The organism is Bacillus solitudinis, assembly GCF_002797395.1.
Classification (GTDB): domain Bacteria; phylum Bacillota; class Bacilli; order Bacillales; family Bacillaceae_D; genus Halalkalibacter_A; species Halalkalibacter_A solitudinis.
The window spans coordinates 2,670,131-2,689,649 of sequence record NZ_KZ454943.1 but is presented as its reverse complement, the minus strand read 5'-3'; the positions used below and the strand labels follow the sequence as shown (position 1 = coordinate 2,689,649).

At 36.3% G+C, this 19,519-nt stretch carries 18 protein-coding genes; 1 reads left to right on the top strand and 17 read right to left on the bottom strand.

Annotation, left to right across the window (positions count from 1 at the left end; genetic code table 11):
* Positions 1 to 167: 167 nt before the first annotated feature.
* The 8 genes from uxaC to CEF19_RS13065 form a co-directional block, all read right to left on the bottom strand.
* Positions 168 to 1,571, bottom strand: a complete 1,404-nt coding sequence (gene uxaC / locus CEF19_RS13100) for a glucuronate isomerase (RefSeq protein ID WP_100406453.1) — start codon at positions 1,569 to 1,571, stop codon at positions 168 to 170.
* 241 nt (positions 1,572 to 1,812) lie between these two features.
* Positions 1,813 to 2,643 carry a 5-dehydro-4-deoxy-D-glucuronate isomerase gene (kduI, locus tag CEF19_RS13095; RefSeq protein WP_100406452.1) on the bottom strand — a complete coding sequence of 277 codons (831 nt, stop codon included), beginning with the start codon at positions 2,641 to 2,643 and terminating at the stop codon, positions 1,813 to 1,815.
* 67 nt (positions 2,644 to 2,710) lie between these two features.
* Positions 2,711 to 3,463 (bottom strand): 2-dehydro-3-deoxy-D-gluconate 5-dehydrogenase KduD, encoded by a 753-nt coding sequence (gene kduD / locus CEF19_RS13090; protein ID WP_100406451.1) that lies wholly within the window; start codon positions 3,461 to 3,463, stop codon positions 2,711 to 2,713.
* A 103-nt stretch (positions 3,464 to 3,566) separates the two neighbouring features.
* Positions 3,567 to 4,334, bottom strand: coding sequence for a DeoR/GlpR family DNA-binding transcription regulator (locus CEF19_RS13085; RefSeq protein WP_100406450.1), 768 nt, complete (start codon positions 4,332 to 4,334; stop codon positions 3,567 to 3,569).
* 222 nt (positions 4,335 to 4,556) lie between these two features.
* Positions 4,557 to 5,198, bottom strand: a complete 642-nt coding sequence (locus tag CEF19_RS13080; protein ID WP_100406449.1) for a bifunctional 4-hydroxy-2-oxoglutarate aldolase/2-dehydro-3-deoxy-phosphogluconate aldolase — start codon at positions 5,196 to 5,198, stop codon at positions 4,557 to 4,559.
* Between the two features lie 100 nt (positions 5,199 to 5,298).
* Positions 5,299 to 6,420: a glycoside hydrolase family 88/105 protein gene (locus CEF19_RS13075; protein WP_100406448.1), complete on the bottom strand. Its 1,122-nt coding sequence runs from the start codon at positions 6,418 to 6,420 to the stop codon at positions 5,299 to 5,301.
* 39 nt (positions 6,421 to 6,459) lie between these two features.
* Positions 6,460 to 7,980: a tagaturonate reductase gene (locus CEF19_RS13070; RefSeq protein WP_227521982.1), complete on the bottom strand. Its 1,521-nt coding sequence runs from the start codon at positions 7,978 to 7,980 to the stop codon at positions 6,460 to 6,462.
* Between the two features lie 20 nt (positions 7,981 to 8,000).
* Positions 8,001 to 9,497: a UxaA family hydrolase gene (locus tag CEF19_RS13065; protein WP_100406447.1), complete on the bottom strand. Its 1,497-nt coding sequence runs from the start codon at positions 9,495 to 9,497 to the stop codon at positions 8,001 to 8,003.
* Between the two features lie 248 nt (positions 9,498 to 9,745).
* Here CEF19_RS13065 and CEF19_RS13060 point away from each other — a divergent pair, with 248 nt between their 5' ends.
* On the top strand, positions 9,746 to 10,753 hold the full coding sequence (locus CEF19_RS13060; RefSeq protein ID WP_100406446.1) for a LacI family DNA-binding transcriptional regulator: 1,008 nt from the start codon (positions 9,746 to 9,748) through the stop codon (positions 10,751 to 10,753).
* 64 nt (positions 10,754 to 10,817) lie between these two features.
* Here CEF19_RS13060 and CEF19_RS13055 read toward each other — a convergent pair whose 3' ends face one another.
* The 9 genes from CEF19_RS13055 to CEF19_RS13020 all read right to left on the bottom strand — a co-directional run bounded on the left by CEF19_RS13055 (position 10,818) and on the right by CEF19_RS13020 (position 19,518).
* On the bottom strand, positions 10,818 to 11,804 hold the full coding sequence (locus tag CEF19_RS13055; protein WP_100406445.1) for a bile acid:sodium symporter family protein: 987 nt from the start codon (positions 11,802 to 11,804) through the stop codon (positions 10,818 to 10,820).
* Positions 11,805 to 11,947: 143 nt separating this feature from the next.
* Complete coding sequence (locus tag CEF19_RS13050; RefSeq protein WP_100406444.1) at positions 11,948 to 12,901, bottom strand: sugar kinase; 954 nt, start codon at positions 12,899 to 12,901, stop codon at positions 11,948 to 11,950.
* A 140-nt stretch (positions 12,902 to 13,041) separates the two neighbouring features.
* On the bottom strand, positions 13,042 to 13,875 hold the full coding sequence (locus CEF19_RS13045; RefSeq protein ID WP_100406443.1) for an AraC family transcriptional regulator: 834 nt from the start codon (positions 13,873 to 13,875) through the stop codon (positions 13,042 to 13,044).
* Positions 13,876 to 14,105: 230 nt separating this feature from the next.
* Positions 14,106 to 16,169, bottom strand: a complete 2,064-nt coding sequence (locus CEF19_RS13040) for a beta-galactosidase (protein ID WP_100406442.1) — start codon at positions 16,167 to 16,169, stop codon at positions 14,106 to 14,108.
* A gap of 417 nt (positions 16,170 to 16,586) precedes the next feature.
* The gene (locus tag CEF19_RS24280) at positions 16,587 to 16,754 is read right to left on the bottom strand and encodes a DUF2207 domain-containing protein (protein ID WP_406565357.1); all 168 of its coding nucleotides are present in this window, start codon (positions 16,752 to 16,754) and stop codon (positions 16,587 to 16,589) included.
* Between the two features lie 133 nt (positions 16,755 to 16,887).
* On the bottom strand, positions 16,888 to 17,571 hold the full coding sequence (locus CEF19_RS13035) for a hypothetical protein (protein ID WP_198510285.1): 684 nt from the start codon (positions 17,569 to 17,571) through the stop codon (positions 16,888 to 16,890).
* A 38-nt stretch (positions 17,572 to 17,609) separates the two neighbouring features.
* Positions 17,610 to 18,254, bottom strand: a complete 645-nt coding sequence (locus CEF19_RS13030; protein ID WP_100406440.1) for a pilus assembly protein TadG-related protein — start codon at positions 18,252 to 18,254, stop codon at positions 17,610 to 17,612.
* On the bottom strand, positions 18,251 to 18,670 hold the full coding sequence (locus CEF19_RS13025) for a TadE/TadG family type IV pilus assembly protein (RefSeq protein ID WP_100406439.1): 420 nt from the start codon (positions 18,668 to 18,670) through the stop codon (positions 18,251 to 18,253). The genes CEF19_RS13030 and CEF19_RS13025 overlap by 4 nt, the downstream gene beginning before the upstream one ends.
* A 20-nt stretch (positions 18,671 to 18,690) precedes the next feature.
* Positions 18,691 to 19,518, bottom strand: coding sequence for a hypothetical protein (locus CEF19_RS13020; RefSeq protein ID WP_100406438.1), 828 nt, complete (start codon positions 19,516 to 19,518; stop codon positions 18,691 to 18,693).
* Between the last annotated feature and the right edge of the window lies 1 nt (position 19,519).

Sequence of the window (19,519 nt, the reverse complement as noted above, 5' to 3'; positions counted from 1 at the left end):
CCTATAAAAGAAGGAAATATGTTTTAAAGGGAAAAAGGGGGTGTGTCATAAGGTCGTTTCTTGACCTTAAGATACACCCACTAAGCAATGGAATAGCTACGTTTTTAAAAGCAAAGCCATGCGGAGAGGCGAACAGTGCCATTGCCATATACTTTTAGGCTTTTAATCTATTTGATTTGAAAATAATTCTCAGCATTTGTATAAGAAATATCTTGAATCATGTTTCCTAGTAACTGATAATCTCTTGGCGCTTCTCCGCTCTCAACCCAACCACCGACGATGTCACAGAGAATGCGTCTAAAATATTCATGCCTAGTATAAGAGAGGAAACTTCTTGAATCTGTTAACATGCCAACAAAACTACTTAATAGTCCTAAATTAGCAAGGTCTGTCATTTGTCTAATCATCCCATCTTTTTGGTCGTTAAACCACCAACCCGATCCAAATTGGATTTTTCCTCTTGTTCCACTCGCTTGGAAATTTCCAATTGCTGTACCGATTACATAATTGTGTATCGGATTTAGGTTGTATAAAATGGTCTTTGGTAATTCATTTTCATTGTCAAGCTGACTCAAAAAGGCATTTAACGGTCTTGCAAGTTCAAAGTCAAGAATGGAGTCAAATCCTGTATCTGGACCCAATGTTTCGAAACGACGCTTATTATTATTACGAATGGCACCAACATGGATCTGCATTGTCCAATTTAAAGAATGATAGAGTCGACCTAAGAAAAGTAATGTATACGTTTTATACTGTTCCTCCTCTTTTTTCGTCATTGTCTCTCCACTAATTGCTTTTGCAAAAATAGCCGATGCTTCTTCCTTCGTGCAAGGAGTATTCGGAATCGTCTCGATACCATGGTCTGAAATTCTACAACCTGCTTCGTGGAAATAGTTAGCTCTCTCTTCAATCGCTTTTAGTAAGTCATCATAAACATTAATATCTCTTTCAACAACTTTTGCGAGTTTTTTTACATAGTCAGTAAATTGAGGAGCAGATACTTCATACGCCTTGTCAGGTCTAAATGTTGGTAATATTTTCGTTGAAAACGCTTTATTTTCTTTGATGCTTTGATGATATTCTAAAGCGTCAATCGGATCGTCTGTGGTACAAATGACGTTTACATTTGATTTTTCAATAATTTTTTGAGTACGATAATCATCTTGTTGAAGCAATTCATTACACTGATTCCAAACCTCTTCACTTGTATCCTCATTTAACAATACGTCAACATCAAAATAGCGTTTCAATTCCAAATGAGTCCAATGGTACAAAGGATTTCCAATTGTATGTGGAACTACTTTCGCCCATTGTTGAAATTTTGTCTTATCATCTGTGTTACCCGTAATCATACTCTCATCAATGCCCAATGTTCTCATTGCACGCCATTTATAATGATCTCCGTGCAGCCAAATCTCGGATATATTTTTAAATTCACGGTTTTCAGCAATATCCTTAGGGCTTAAATGACAATGATAATCGAAAATAGGCATATCTTTTGCGTAGTCATGATACAAAATTTTTGCAGCCTCACTATTAAGAACAAAGTCTTCATGAATAAATGATTTCATTCTACTTTCCCTCCATCCAGAAATGACAACGTTGTTATTTTTAAAGAAATAAACCAAAAGCAACATTGTACTTATATTATTAATTATAAACCGTAATCATAATAGCTTGCAAGACTTTTATCATTCAAATTGATAAGAAAAGCTACGCTGCCTCTTAGGAGCACTCTCTCCATTTACTCATAAAAGTTTATACTTTCTAAAGATAAAAATAACCCGAATGATAGTCATCCGGGCGTTTACCTTATTTTAAATTTTCCATCTTTACAAAGTCCATATCGGTAAATGTATAGTTTTCACCAGCCATTGCCCAAATAAACGTATAGTTCTTCGTTCCCACACCAGAATGAATTGACCATGGTGGTGAAATGATGGCTTGCTCATTTTTCACGACTAAATGACGTGTTTCGTTTGGTTGCCCCATAAAGTGGAATACTCTTGAATCTTCATCCATATCAAAATATAGATAAACTTCGTTACGACGATCATGAATATGAGCAGGCATTGTATTCCACATATTATTAGGCTCAAGAAGAGTCATACCCATCATTAACTGACAGCTTTGAAGACCTTCAGAATGAATATATTTGTAGATAGTTCTATTGTTGGATTCTGCATCTGCACCAAGCTTTGTCGGTACAGCATCCTTAATAGCAAGAACCTTTGTCGGGTATTCTTTATGAGCTAGTGCCGAAACAATGTACAAACGTGCTGGGTTCTTAGGGTCTTCACTGTGGAATGTAACTTCCTTTTTGCCAAGACCAATGTACAAACAATCACGCTTATTTAATTCAAATTCTTCGCCATCTACTACAACTTTCCCTTTTGGGCCGATGTTAACAATACCAACCTCACGTCTTTCAAGAAAATACTCTGTTCTTAAGAAGTCTCCTGCATCGAGCTTTAGCGGTTTATCTGTAGGAATTGCTCCCCCTACAACTGTACGGTCATAATGTGTGTAGACCATGTTAAGCTCGCCTTCAACAAATAATGATTCAATTAAGAAATCCTTTCTTAATTTTTCTGTTGTATAGTTTTTGAAATCTTCCGGATGTGCAGCATATCTATTTTCCATAAAACAACGCTCCTTTTAGTTTATAGATTTATATAATTTAAGATTTACTTAGAGATACTTGTATAAATTAAGAACCCATCCATCCGCCATCAACACATAAGATATGTCCGTTAACATAACTAGAAGCATCTGAGGCTAAAAATACAACTGGACCTTTTAAATCTTCTGGTGTTCCCCACTCACCTTTTGGAATCCGTGAAGTAATGTATGAATTTCTAGCTTCGTCTGCTCGTAATGCAGCAGTATTGTCTGTTGCCATATAACCTGGTGCAATAGCATTTACATTTACACCTTTACTTGACCATTCATTTGCTAGTGACTTTGTTAATCCCGCTACTGCGTGCTTGCTCGCTGTGTAAGCTGGAACTCTAAGTCCACCTTGAAACGAAAGCATTGATGCGATATTAATAATGCGACCAGAACCATTTTCTAGCATATGGTTTCCGACCTCACGACATAGTGTGAAAACAGAATTAATATTTACATTAAGAACCGCTGCCCAATCTTCATCAGTAAAATCTGCAGCTTCGGCACGACGAATAATCCCTGCATTGTTTACTAAAATATCAATTTTCCCTGTTTGTTCTTTTGCATCTGCAACTAATTGCTTGGCTGCCCCTGATTGTGATAAGTCTGCTTTAATTTCATAAAACTTACGACCAAGTGCCTCAACCTTTTGCTTCGTTTCTGACATATTACTCACGCCAGCTCCAATAACATCTGCGCCTGCCTCTGCAAGACCAACTGCCATACCTTGTCCTAATCCTCTACTTGCTCCTGTTACTAAGGCTACTTTTCCTTCTAACGAGAATCCTTGCATATTCGGAAGACCTCCTTCGCTTTGTTCGTTTAGGTTCATTATAGTTCGATTATAGCACTTAAACGAACGAGTGACAATAATAACAACCCCTGATTCATTTAATTTACTCAATCATGGCATATGTGACTAATTTAGACTTTCTATCCAGGTCTTCCTTAACCAGAGGATCGAGTTTTGAATCTGTAATAATTTCATCAACATCCCCTATTTTTGCAAATTGAATTAAACCTACTTTTTCAAATTTTGTAGAATCGGCTAATAATGTTACGCAATCTGCGCAACGAATGATTTGTTTCTTCCACTCAACATGTAGACTATTTAACACTGTTAAGCCATGTTCCAGAGAGACCCCAGTAGCTCCAAAAAAAAGCCGATTTACTCTAATTCGTTTCAATAATTCTGTCGATTCGGGGCCGAATAAGGAAGATGATGTACCAATTCTTGTCCCTCCTAAAACCATAAGCTGGACTTTTTCCTTTTCCAATAATTCATTTGCGATTTTCAAGTCATTTGTGATGACCGTAACTGGGAATTGACCTAATAACTTTGCGACTGCATGGGTTGTACTCCCCCCATCAATTAAGATCGTCTCATCAGGCTTTATTAATTTAACTGCTTCTATTGCAATGGCCATTTTATTATCACTATGCATCGATTGTCGTTCATTAACTGGAAAGATTCTGCCTTCTTCCTCATGCAAAACAGCTCCTCCATGAATACGTTTTAACAACCCTTTTTTTTCAAGCGTTTCGAAATCGACTCGAATTGTCTTTTCCGTTACGCCTAGATCCTTACTTATTTCTGATACTTTAATAATTTTATATTTACCCAATTGTTCAAGAATTTTTTCGTAGCGTTCGACTGAAAGCATGGCGCTCCTCCAAATATTAGACTAATTATATCTTTATTATCGAACGAAAACGAACATTTGTAAACCTATTAACAAGAAAAGCCGTAGCAACCTTTTTTGAAGCAATGTTTAGAGGTATTACTCTTCTATGACACTCAAAAGTCTCCCTACATTTCTTCAAGTTTTCTTTCTTATATTTTAAACGAGAAAAGGAGCCATCTTTAAGACAGCTCCTTTCACTATTCAGCCTCTTGCTTTTGCTACTTCTTCAACAAAACGCTTAGCACGTTCTGTGATGGTTTGACATACAGCTTCATCCACAGTTGCAACAGATGGAACAAGTGTACTACCAACACCTAATCCAACGGCACCAGCCTTAATAAAGGTTCCGGCGTTATCGACATCAATTCCCCCCGTTGCCATTAACGGTATATGTGGAAGTGGGCCTTTCACATTTTTAATAAAAGCTGGACCAACAACGTTTGCTGGGAATACTTTAATTAAGTCAGCTCCATGTTCATACGCTGTTAGGATTTCAGTTGGTGTCATTGCACCAGGAATACTTATGACTCCATAACGCTTTGACATTTTAATCGTTTCAACGTTAACAGTTGGTGAAAAAACAAAACGCGCACCCGATAAAATTGCCGCTCGCGCAGTTTCAGCATCAAGGACTGTACCTGCACCGACGATAACATCCTCACCATCTAGTTCAGAAACAACCTTTTCGATGATAGACATTGCTTTAGGTGTTTCAACCGTGATTTCTAAGGCTTTAACTCCACCTTCACTTAATGCTTTCGCAATAGAAATAATATTTTCTGGCTTTGATCCTCGAATAACTGCGACAATACCACTCTCGGTAATCTGTTCTAATAAATTCATAGTTCCCTCCACAATCGTTTAAATATTCTCTATTTTCTCAACTAGTATACTTTCATCCTGTTGATTTGAAAAGTCTTTCTTGTTGCAAGACTTAAAGTTATTACGAATTTTGGACCACTCTATCGAGTAATTTCACTTCATTGAAGGCCATTAATAAAGGTGCAACACCATGTCCATTATTCGTGACAATTGGCTCTCCGCTAATATAGTAGTCATAATCGCCTTTTCTTACAACACCTGTTTCCGGATGAGTTCCAAGTCCTGCACTTTTACAAATACCCCCAAGTAAAACCTCGCCATTTTCTTCGCTAACATATTGTTCAACTGTACCGTCAAAGGCTGCTTTACCATACTGAATATACTTATCAGTTAAGTACCCAAGACGTGCTCCCTTTAATAAAGCATATGAAAGCATCAACGTGCCACTTGATTCCAGATAGTTACCCTTATGCCCACTTAACTCAACAACCTGATACCACATGCCACTGTAGTGTTGATATCTTAACATTCCATCTATAGTTTCTTGAAGCATGTACTTTAGGTCAGATACGTCGACATCCTCCCCCTCAAGCAACTCAAGAATATCTACAAGAGCCATGACAACCCATCCGACTGCTCGACCCCATACATGAGGAGAAAGTCCTGTTTCCTTATCAGCCCAGAACATACTACGACTTTCATCATAGGCATGGAAATACAATTGGGTGCTTTCATCAAAAAGTAGTTCTCTTGCCTGTTTAAATTGATTCAACGTATCAGAATAATCCTTGTTTTCAGCAAATTCCTTTATATACTGGGCATAGAAAGGCTGACCCATATAAAGACCGTCCATCCAAATTTGATGTGGATAATTGGTTTTATGCCAGAAATTCTTAGTTTCTGTTCTTGGATAGGTAGCAAGTTGGTTATAGATTAAATCAAGAGCCTTTTTATATCTCAAATCTTTTTCTTTTTTGTAAAGGGTGAAAAGGATAGCTGTCATGCGAATTTGATCAATGCTGTAGTACTCAATATCAATTTGCTCGACATTACCCTCTTCATCGACTAAACGGTCAATAAAATCTTTGACAAACATATACTCTGTTTCATCACCTGTTTGTTCATAGCTGTCCAAATAAGCCTTTAGAATACAGCCTTCAATGTAATGCCATCTTGATGAATACCATTTATCACAACCAGCCAAGTATTGTTTTTTCAGTTTATCAACCAGTTCATAAGACATTAAAACGCCTCCAGTAGGTAGTTTTTCAATCTGAAATTATTAGCTTTTTACATGCGTAATTTGTTTAAGGCTCTCTTTCATACCAAGATCAAGAATATTTGAAACATCGAAAACAACTAATTCTACTAAAGAATCAATTGTAGTTAAATTCATTCCCCAAAGTTCTGATTGAGTAAGAACCTTCTCCACTAATGTTTTAACACTTTCTGGTTTGTTATCAAATTGGCTCCATACCTTACTAAACACCGTGATAGCTTCTTTATTATCACGAATTGTATATTCAATGTCTCCTCTCTTTCCTACTAAGAACTCCCCTTCTTTTCTGTCCGGACGATAATAAACAATTAGTGCAGCAAGTGAAAATATGATAGAACGAGGTAGTTTATTATTTAATTGTTGATAGTCTAATAAGGATGGAATTAAACGTGATTTAAACTTATAAACAGCATTCATTCCAATGTCAGCCAAAAAGTGCCGATTATAGGGATTTAAAAAACGTTCAATTACTGAGTCGACAAAGCTGTTCTTTTCCGCTTCCTCCATTTTGACTGTTGGTAATATTTCCTCATAAAGCCCTTGCTTCACAAATGCAACTAAATCATTGTCTTCCATTGCTTCAAGAACCGTATCCGCTCCAGACAAATAACATGCTGCAAACATCATTGTATGAGGCCCATTTAACAAACGAACCTTTAATTCACGAAACGGTGTAACATCTCCCCATTTTACGTTTAATCCCGCTTTATGAAACGGAATTCGTTCGGCTACTTCTTCACCCGCTTCAATCGCAAACATATGATAGGGCTCACCTGCAGTTAAAAGAATATCTTCATAGCCTAGGAGGTTTTGAAACTCTTCGATGTTATCTTTAGGGTATCCCGTTACGATTCGGTCCACTAATGTGTTACAAAATTGATTTTCACTTTCCACCCATTGAATGAACTCACTAGATAATTCCCAATCATTCGCAATTTTAATGACTAGTTCTTTTAATAAATCCCCATTCCCCTCAACAAGCTCACAAGGAATAATCACCATTCCAGCATCAGGAGAAGCGTTCATTACTTTGTAACGATGGTGTAGGAACGCTGTTACTTTACCAGGAAAAGATAGCGGTGCTGACTCCGTACTATATTCTTCTTTTGAGTACGTTAATCCAGCCTCTGTTGTATTTGAAAACATAAATTGAATATCACTTGACTCTGCAACCTTTAAAACTTCGCTCCAGTCGGTATACGGATTAATCCCTCTAGAAATTGAAGAGATAATTTCGTTAGACTCAACAACCTTCCCATTCCCTATTCCTCTTAGAGCAACTGTATATAGGCTATCTTGCTTGTTTAATTTTGGAACAACCTTTCCATGAGGGGTCGGCTGAATCGCAACGACTTTCCCGTTAAATAAACCTTGTTTATTCATCTCATGAATCATCCAGTCTATAAAGCCTCTTAAAAAGTTACCCTCACCGAATTGGATAACCTTCTCAGGTAACTCTTGGAATTCATATGTGACATGTTGTGAAATGTCTTCTTTTCTCAACGCTTTACTAAGCTGTTTCACCTTCATCACTCCAGACAATTTTATAAAATAACGCCATCCTTAAAAATGGAGATTTCTTTAAATCCGTTCTTCTCATTGTTAGTTTTCACTTCACCAGAAGCCAATTTGATAATGTATTCAAATAATTCATCTGTGACTTCGCCCATCTCTTTCCCCTGAACAAGCTCTCCTGCATTAAAGTCGATCCAATTTTTCTTCTTTTCAGAAAGAGGTGTATTTGTAGACATTTTAACAGTTGGCACGGGTCCCCCAAATGGCGTTCCTCTTCCAGTTGTAAAAATAACAATATGTGCTCCAGAAGCCGATAATGCAGTCACTGACACAAGATCATTTCCTGGACCTTGCAATAAAGTTAAACCAGGCTTTGTTACTCGCCCACCGTATGGTAAAACATCAACAACTGGGGAAAACCCACCCTTTTGAACACAGCCAAGTGACTTCTCCTCAAGTGTCGTAATTCCACCATCTTTGTTTCCTGGAGAAGGATTCTCATAAACTACTTGATCATGTTTAATAAAATATTCTTTAAAATCATTTACTAGATCCACAATCCCAGTGAAGACCTTTTCATCTTTTGCTCTACCCATTAATATCGTTTCGGCACCAAACATTTCTGGCACTTCAGTTAACACGGTTGAACCACCTTGTGAAATTAACTTATCTGAAAATGAACCAACAAGAGGATTAGCTGTAATTCCAGAAAAACCGTCAGATCCACCGCACTTTAAACCAACCTTAAGCTTTGAAATTGGAACTGGCTGGCGTTTAAAAGATTTAGCGTATTCAACTAGCTCTTCAAGAAAATTTAGCCCTTCCTCTAATTCATCAGTTGCCTCTTGTGCACTAAGGAATTTCACTCGTTTTTCATCAAACTCACCAATTATTTTTTTAAATTCAGCAATATGATTATTTTCACACCCTAAACCTAGTACAAGTATGGCCGCAGCATTCGGATGATGGACTAAATTACTGAGTATTTTTTGTGTATTATGGAGGTCATCACCAAGCTGAGAACATCCAAATAAATGTGGATAATGATACACACCATCAAAGCCTTCACTTTGGAATTGCTGGTTTGCTTGTTTAGCCAAAACCTCAGCTGTTTTATTAATACAGCCGACCGTATTAATAATCCAAATTTCGTTTCGAATTCCAACATCTCCGTTCTCTCTCACATAAGCGTTAAACGTACGTTCAGACGGAGTAACTTCTCGTTTAACTGAATCACTCGGCTCATACGTATACTCAAGGGTCCCCTCAAGATTTGTTTTCGTGTTATGTGAATGAACCCATTCTCCCACTGAAACATCCTTAGTGGCATGACCAATAGGAAAACCGTATTTAATAATATTTTCACCTTTATGAATTGGCTTAATAGCAACTTTATGACCAACTGTAATAGCACTTGTTAAAACAATGCTTTCATTCCCAACAGCAAGAGTTTCACCCTCATGATATTCCTTTAAGGTAACGATGACGTTATCTGCATCATGCACTAAAATATAATCCGCTTTCATCTTTGGTCCTCCTTTTGTTGCTTTCTAATAACAACGTTGTTATTTCATTTTATAAAACTATTTACTCTTAGTCAATAATATTTGACTTTTATATTATGAAAATTCATTCATTTAAAGACTTTTTCTTTAGTACACTGTTTCGTATCTTATAACTCTAATAGTGAAATACTTATCTTTTTCTTTTGACTTTGTTATAATTAATTTTAACAACGTTGTAATACTTTTTTCTAATTATTTGGAGGACTGTCATGGGAATCACGATTAAAGATATAGCAAAACAAGCGGGTGTCAGTTACTCTACTGTTTCAAAAGCTTTAAGAAACAGCCCTCTTGTAAAAGAGCCAACAAAGAAGAAAATTATCAGAATTGCTGAACAGTTAGGATATCAGCCTAATATTGTGGCCAGAAGTTTAGTGCAAAAGAAATCGTATACAGTTGGCGTGGTGTGGCCGACTATAGAGAGAGTTGCACCATCTAAATTAATTACCATTATTAATGAACAATTAGAAGAACATTCATATACTACACTACTTTCTATCAATAAATTAGAATCGGCAATTAAGACATTTAATCGATTACAAGTTGATGCCATTTTAGTCTTTGGGGAAAATAAAGATGAAATTGACAAATCAAAGCATATAAATTCAACTGTGCCTATTTTATATTACGGCATTAAAGAAGACTCCGTTTACCCCACAATTGATGTGAATCGAAGACTTGCTATTAAGTTAGCTGTCGATTATCTTTTTAAAATTGGTCATAGGAATATTGCATTCTTTGGTGATTTATCTGAAACAGAGTCTTTGCAAAAACAAAAATATCTAGGTTATAAAGAAGCTATGGAGGAACGAAATCTCTCTATTAATAATCAGTTAATTATCCCCACTAATGGGTTAGAGCTATACGACGGGTATCTAGCAGCAAAGTCTTTCTTCTCGAACAAGAAAATACCAGCTACTGCAATTATAAGTGGAAGTTATGACTTAACTCGAGGTATTCTCCGGGCAACAACAGAACTAAAGGTGCAAATACCCGAAAAGATTTCACTTATTAGTTACGACAACATTCAGCAGTTCGAGAATATTGAGATTCAACCTACGACTGTTGGTGTCCCCATTAATCGTATAGCAAAGAGAATAACAGAAACACTACTTGAAATTATCTCAAGTGAAGAATTAAATAATTCTATCATTTTGGATCCTGAATTAAGTTTATTCGATTCATGCAAGGAAAATACTGAAGAGTCTCAAGTCTAAGAGATGAAATATAGAAAGAAGGGTATTCAAAAAGGTTAGAACGACCTTTTTGAATACCCTTCTTTTACATAGACTTTCCAACTGACAAATTAAGGTTTTCTTTATGCTTTTTTTCTTCTCTATCAAAATAACTCCGAGCGATTTTCCCAGAAAGTGAAGCCAAAAACTGTTGAAAGATAATTGTGATGACAACAGGGAACGCAACTGCAGCTGGGAAATAGGTAATTGCTAATGCTGCCCCCACCCCATTATTTCTCATGCCGCAATTAAACATTAAACTAATTGCAACACTCTGATCCCATTTTAATATTCTAGCTACAAAGAGACCGCTAAAATAACCAAAGCAAGCCACTGCAAAGACAAGAATTCCAAGAAGAATAATTTTAAAATTCATGTCTCGAAAATATGGAGCTACAACAGCACTATTAATTATAATAACAACCATAACACCCAGTTTTGAAAAAGGAGCCAAAGTAGCCGCCAATTCTTTGGTTTTTTCTTTTGTGATTTTGTTAAAGAAAAGCCCTAGAAGAGAAGGAATCACGATCATCCATAGTAAACCGTTCATTAGACCGACACTATCCATGGAAACCTTAGCACCAACTAAAAGTTTTAATGTAAAGGGCACTAAAATAGGTGATAAAATGGTATTAATTAAGACAATAGCAAGTGTCACTGCCCTATTTCCTCCAAACACCGCTACCCACATTAATGAAATGACTCCGGTTGGAATCGTAAAGGCTAATACCAAACCAGTAATCGTATAAATATCTCCACTGAAAAAGAGGTTTCCAACTCCATACGCAATAATTGGTATCAGAATTTGTAACAGGAACAAACATACCAAAATTGGCATTGGGCGAGCCAATGTCTGACGTAAATCTTGAACTTTCAATCCTATGCAGCTAGCAAAGCTAATAAATGCAAAAATCCACTTCACTAAAAATGATAGTGAGCTAAACTCTGATAATATCGTAACACCTAACAAGACGCTAATAGGTGTAAGAAAAGGCATCCAATTTTGCAAAACTAAATTAATTCGTTGTAGCAACTCTTTCCCCTCCTCTGTACGATCTGGGAAGACCTTCAATATATAAAAAACGGCAGAACAAAAGGAAATAATTTAATAGAAAAGGTGCCGCAACCCTAACTCATTTGCGGCACCTTTCCTCGATAAATACCCACTATTAATCCTTATCGATTTATATCCTCTTCCTCACTTGAATTTGTAAAGCTTGCAATTTCCTCGCGTGTTGGAAGACCTTCAAAATCTCCTGGAACCATCGTTGCCATCGCACCGACTGCATTACCTCGTTCAACGGCTTCGAGTAACGGCAAACCATCTAGCAACCCAGAAATCACTCCAGCTGCAAATCCATCTCCTGCCCCAACTGGATCGATAACTTGTTCTACCGGAAACCCTGGTACTAATACATGCTCCTTCTCTGTAAAGTAATAAGCACCTTTAGCCCCCACTTTTAAAACAACAAGCTCTGCTCCTAATTCCAAGAATAGCTCCCCTAATTTTAATGGGTCTTTTTCTCCGAACATGAAATCACCCTCAGAAACCCCTGGCAAAATAATATCTGACTTTGCAGCAATTTCGAGTAAGACTTCTCTTGCACGTTCCTCACTCCAAAGCTTTTTTCTTAAGTTGGGGTCAAAGACAATTTTCACCCCGTTTTCCTTTGCTATCGCAATCGCTTTCATAATGGTTTCATAGCAATTCTCACTAAGTGCCGGTGTAATCCCTGTAATATGTAAATATTTTGCCCTTGCAATGTAAGCTGAATCTAAATCATCCACGGAAAGCGTGCTTGCTGCAGATCCTTTTCTATAATACTGTACTTGAACATTATTCGCATGTCTTACTTCTTTAAAATAAAGACCTGTTGGTGCAATATCAGATTTAGTAACTTGTGATACATCAACACCTTCTCCGCGGATAAATGATAGCATACCTTTTCCAAGCTCATCGTTCCCTACCTTGCTAATCCAACCAACTTCATGTCCAAGACGAGTTAAACCAATTGCCACATTTGATTCAGCTCCACCAAATTTCCGAGAATATGTAGCAGAATATCTCATTAATGGTGATGATTCAGGCGTAAATAATACCATCGTTTCGCCAATCGTTACAACATCCATCATTATCCTCCTCTGTTCTATGAAAACTCACTTTTTCAATAACCTTGTGAGTTATTTAACAACGTTGTTTATAATTTTAATTGTTGAAGACTAAATGCGTCAAGTATTTCTCGAAGGTTCTTAAAGTAATAGCTAATTAACTATTCACTTGAAAGATGTAAATCTCTATATTTTTTTGGAGTGATTCCTTCTTTTTTTCTAAATGTTGCCACAAAATGGCTCACATCATTAAATCCGACCTGTTTGGATACTTCTTTTAACGAGATTACCGGGTCTGATACCATTATTCTTTTCGATTCTCTTATCCGAAGTTGTATCAAAAAGGAATAAGGACTTACCCTAAACGTATCATGAAAAAGAGTATTCAAATGTTGAGCGCTCATCATAGCCTTTTGAGCCATTTCAGGTAAACCGATATCTTGGTAATACATTTCTTCAAGCCATGTAACGACAGGTCTGAGTTTATCATAATTTTGTGATAAAGATACCTGATTAATTGATTTTCCATATTTTTTTAAAGTAATTAGAAAATGGTATAAGTCACTTGAAAGGTCAAGTCTTGAAAATTCAGACTCTCTTTCAATTTTAGTTAACATCTCAAATGCAATACCAGAAATCGGCGAATTTTCTATTTCAGTAAAGTAAGCTGAACGGTTTAATTCTAATGCATCAAGTATTTGATTAACTGCTACCCCACCAAATGTAATATAAATAGTCGACCACTTCTCACTTGCTGCGGAATATGTGTGCGGGGTAAAAGGTGTAACTAACACCGCATTGCCGTTTGTTAAAAATTCAGTCTTTCCAGATTCATAATTAAATTTCCCTTTTCCATCAAGTGTTTGTAGCCAGTGAAAGTAGGGATATCCATCTGGTCTAGAGAAATCATGTTCTAGTGGATTGTACCCTATACTTTCTACAAACAATGGCAGATTCCGTTCTAATGATGAAAAAACATATCGTTTCTTGTTCATATCATTTTCTCACCTACTACTTTCTCAATGACAAAGCTACTTTTATCGTAAATTTCTACTTCATTATTATATTATATTCCTACCAAAAAAGGCTCCAGAATTAATATTCTGGAGCCTTTTTTTGTCTTATTTTCTTGTTAGTTCTTGTTCAAAAAGGTTATTCACAAGAAAAGCTTTTAAGCAAGCGGCAATAGATCCGACCGTCGCGCGCCCCTTTTTCAGGGACCTTTCTAATTCGCCTTGCGTTTTAACAAACGTACTTCATATTGAGTAAGCGTTAATTCACTTGCAACTGGTTCTGCATTTAGTAAATCTACATAGTAGGCGTCTGTCAGAGATACCTTTTGTTCTCTTTCACCAAAATTCGATAAAAATACATACTCATTCTCTCCATCTGATCTCATTTGTGCAGTTACGCCTTCTGGGAGATCAGTATTAATAACCCTTTTTATACCTTCTTGCTTTATTACCTGAGATAGAAAGTCAGTATGGAAAGGCTCTTGATTTCTCGATGCAATATAATAAGCTTTACCTTTCCCTAAATAATTGACCGTTAACGCAGGTTGGTTTGCATAAAAGTCCTCTTGATAATATGCTAGGGCTTCTGCCCCTTCCAAATGGATAAGGTCACATAATTCAATAGCTTCATAGGTTCCTTCTAATCCTAAAGTATTTCCCTTGGTCATGGTGACACCGTTTGTTTGACCATCATGGAGTCCATCTATTTCTTCTGACCAGATACCAAGTGTTTTACGTAAGGGGCCTGGAAAACCACCTAAGAAGCAAAGATCATTTTCATCAACAATTCCCGACCAATATGTTGTAATAAACGTGCCACCATTTTCAACGAAGCGTTCAATCTTTTCTCCTACCCCTGGTCGTACCATATAGAGCATTGGGGCGATAAGCACTTTATATTTAGAGAAATCGCATTCCATATCAATGACATCAACAGGGACACCTTGATCCCATAATGGACGATAGTGACGACGAATCGTTTCTTCATAATGGATACCGACATTACGTGGTCCTTGTGAATCTTTTATGGCCCAGCGGTTTTCAGTATCAAAGATTAAGGCAACTTCTGGTTCTACTGTCGTTCCAACCAATGCATCTAATTTACTTAAAGCTTCACCTAAATTAGCTACATCGCGAAAAACACGTGTGTCTTCTTTCCCATAATGATCAACAACAGCGCCATGAAGCTTTTCACTTGAACCTCTACTCTTACGCCATTGAAAATATTGAACCGTGTCGGAACCATGGGCCACAGCCTGTAACGAAGAGAGAAAATGCATGCCCGGTTTTTTCAGTTTACTGACCTTTTGCCAGTTTGTAGAGCTTGGTGTGCTTTCCATTAACATAAAAGGTTTACCATTTTTAAGTGATCGTTTCATATCATGAATTAGCCCTACCCAAGCCGCCTGCTCACTATTATCATCAAACTCATGCCAAGTTGGATAAGAATCCCATGAGACAACATCAAGGACATCTTTAAATTTCCAATAATTAAGTCCTTCAAATGCTTCCATAAAATTAGTCGTAACAGGTAAATTAGAACCCATTTTTCTAATCGGACCAATTTCATGCTTAAAAAAATCTACTGTTTGATCAGTAACAAAACGCTTCCAATCAAGATTCATCCCGTGTACAGACATTTCACCATGTCTTGCAGGTGATTCTACTTGAGACCAATCTGTAATCGTATGGCTCCAAAACGTCGTCCACCATGCATGGTTTAAGTCTTCTAATGTGGTATATTTTTGTTTTACCCAATCACGAAACGCCTCTTGGCAGTAGTGGCAGTGACAGTTTCCACTATATTCATTCGAGATATGCCAACCAATAACAGCAGGATGATCAGCATAACGTTCTACCAATTTAGTATTGATAATTTCCACTTTTTCACGATATACAGGAGAGGTAAAACAATGATTATGGCGAGCTCCATGTAAATTCCTTACTCGGTTCTCACTAACTCTGAGAACCTCTGGATACTTTTGTGACATCCAAGTAGGTCTCGCTCCACTTGGAGTAGCTAAAAAGACATAAATTTCATTCTTAGCAAAGGTATCCAGTACATCATCTAACCACTTAAAGGTAAAGACTCCCTCTTTTGGTTCAAGTGTTGCCCATGAGAATATTCCCACAGACATAACATTGCAGTTTGCAAGCTTCATTAAACGGATATCTTCCTCCAATACATGTGGGTATCTATACCACTGTTCTGGATTATAATCAGCTCCATGTAGTATTTTGGGGATCTTATCGCTAATAGGTAAGAATTTTTTCATTTTAAAATCAACCTCTCTAAAATGTGATATCTACTATATTTCAGTCATTACTTCCTTAACAACTTATCTTGTAATACTTAGCTATTTACAATCAACATCTCGCTTCAAGATTAGTATAAAGCGTTCTCATTAGATTATATATATAATATAGTTCTGAACAAAAATATAAGAAAATGAAACTACTCTATTCGTCTCGAATATATAGTTAATGTATTAATTAAGTAAACTAGTATAGGCTTCTACTAATTTTGAAGGCAGTGTCAGTAGCACTGAACTGAAAAAGACTGCTTGAAACCTATTGCTTGTATTTGCGTATATAAAATTGAAAAGGTGGGAGATAAAACATGGCTAAAAAATAATTAGTATGATGATTATGTTCGCATTCTTTTTTATTCCAACACAAATATTTGCCGCTGATTACAATATTGGGGTTATTTTCTTCAAATGCTTCAAATTGAAGCATTTCGGTGCCTTTTTCGAAATTAACTCACGAATAATTCCACCAAATTCACCACTAAACTGATAAATATGTTGTTCTTGAACCAAAACATCTCCATCAGCTTGTAAATACGCGTTAATTTTCACATTTGCATAGAATTGAGAAACTTAGGTAATTGAGTTCACTTTATTAAGAAACCTATTGATAAAGCTAGATCTAAAAACAGGTCAACTTGGCATTAGTTGACCTGTTTCTTTGTCGTAAATTGTTGCTATTAGATTATATCGACAATTCATCTGACCACTTCTTGATGCTTGTTGTTAATAAAGCTACGTAAAAAGGTACAAATAGCAGATTTAATACTATTGATGTCCCAGCAATTGCTAAATAACTATCTGTAATACTCATCACCCCATACGAAATGACAAAGCTAATAACTATTTCAATCATTCCTAAGAAAAATATGACAAAAAAGAAACGAAAGAATCGCTTTTTCCCAATATGAATTGCTGTTGAGAGCGTTTTACGAATTGGCTTTTGTCGAATAATAGATAAGTACGGAACAGAAAATAAGAGTATAAATACGATGATACCAGGTATCACCAACAAAACGATCCCTAGTAAGAATACAACCGTAAAGAGAATAGCGAAAACATAGATAGCAAGTCCACGGTCAAATAAGGCAACATACGCCCTCTTTAATACGTGCTCCTCTCCTTCTAACTCACTATTAAAAAACTCAATAAAAGGTATTTGAACAATAAGAAAGAAAAAGACCATTAAAAAAGCATTCGCTAAATCTGCTAGGAACGACGTAGAATAAAATTGAGCAATTGCATATAAATAATTTGTTAAATAGAGATGCAGAATAAGAAATGGTAAAATCACCGTCACACATAATATTAATAGCTTTGCAATATTTCTTGTATATAAACTAAACGATTGAGATAGAATGTTCATCATCCATCCCCTTTGCTAATTGATTAGTTGTTATCATTTTATTAAAAATTGCGTTCTTGAACAGACCAAGATAGTTTCTCCAAAAATGAAAGTTTCGGTCCATATCCTTCATCGCTAATATTGCGGCTACTTTCATCAATGAGAGAATCCATAAAAAAAGCTTCGTAACGTGCTGAGGCATGAACTTCGATCTGATGATTAGAATTAAAGAATATAATTTTCCCATTCAGTGTTTCTCCGCCATTTGCCAATATGACATCTCTCGCTGCTTGTTGGGCATTTGTGAGAGCTCCAGTCATTTTATTCCTTAAAATGGGACTAAGTTGAAGATTAAGAACGCTTAGTTCCGAAGACAATACGTCATTTATTGCTATTCTTTCTTTTTCGGAGTCAGAAATCGGTCTCATTATTGACTGTTTCCGGTCTTGAATTTTATCTCGCAACGTTTCAGCTAACAAATCATCCAACGTTAATTGCGCATCATACTCATCAATTGCTTCATTAATAGCTTTATACATTTCCGCAGAAGCAGCGATACTAGCCTGCTCAGCACTGTTTGTTGCCTTTCCTTTCACTAAAAATGCATTCGCCATACTAAATATAATCAGAAACATCACAATCATTCCCCCCATAGAGGCAAGGGTTACAATTGTTATATTACCTTTTTCTGAATGAATGCTCTTCATTCTAATCGTCTTCCTTTCACGTCGCGAGTAATCGGAATTGTCGTCGGATATCCAAGTATTTCGTCAGGTAGAAATAGTATTTTTAAATTTACATTCACCTGTGACGTAAAAGCTTCACTACCTGATGGAGAAATCGAGGAATAGCTCCCACTTGGGGCATATAAATTTGAATTAGCTATTAACACATCACGGGCCGCCGTTTCGGCTTTCACCATATCATTTGTCGCCGCATACACCTTTGCTGACTCATTGGCAGCTGATTGAACGGAGAACACAGCAAACCCGGCCACAAAAAACTGCAAAACAATCATAAGAAGCATAAAGACGAAGGGAACCATCCCAATAAATTCAATTGTCGCCGATCCGCGTTGGTTATGTTTAATCAAATTAATGAGTCGGATTTTCTGTTGTTTCATTTAACCATTCCTCTTTGATTCTAAGGATTTCTTAATAACTTGACATGATTTTCATATCTAACTCGTTCAATTTCTTTTATTTTTTTAATATATTCATTAACCCTATTTTCAAAATCTACACTTGTAAGTGGTGAAACTTTATTTTCGAAATTTTGCACAGATCTTTTTAATGTTGCTAAGACTACACTTTTTAATGAATGCTCTAGTAGACTCTCCGCCTCTTTCATTTTTTCGATAACCTCTGGTGATAAATTCTCTTGTTGCTTTTCAGTAATCCAATTTAATATATTTTTACGATTTTCAACTGTCATATGCATAGATAGTGCCTGCCTGTATACATGTTCATCAAAACTATTTTCTAAATCATTAGCCTTTTGTGCTTCTAATGATGTGAGCAGATTATTTCTTCTAACCTGCTCAATATCTAAATGGTCAATATTCTTTCCAATTTCATCAAGTATTTCTTGGCCGTCAATATGTTCTTTATATGCTTTTATTACCTGTTCAATATCTAGCTTCAGTTGGGCAGGAACAATGTTTATGTTTTGTAAATTCATTAATACTACTGTCATTTCTTTAGGCAATTCTTCTTCTTTCGCTCTCATCTGATCAAGCCTAAGGGAATTGATCATACAACTATTATAAACAAGGACAGTCTTAGCAATCTTTTGAGCAGTAACTACATCCGTTACATTTCCTTGTTCATCCAACACTAATCCATCTGTAGGTTTATTAAACCGTGAATACTGAACAAAATGATAGTTTTTTCCATTTTCTTCAATTGAATAACTATATAGGTGGTACGTTTCCAACCATTTTTTATATTTTGTTATAATACGTTCAAACATT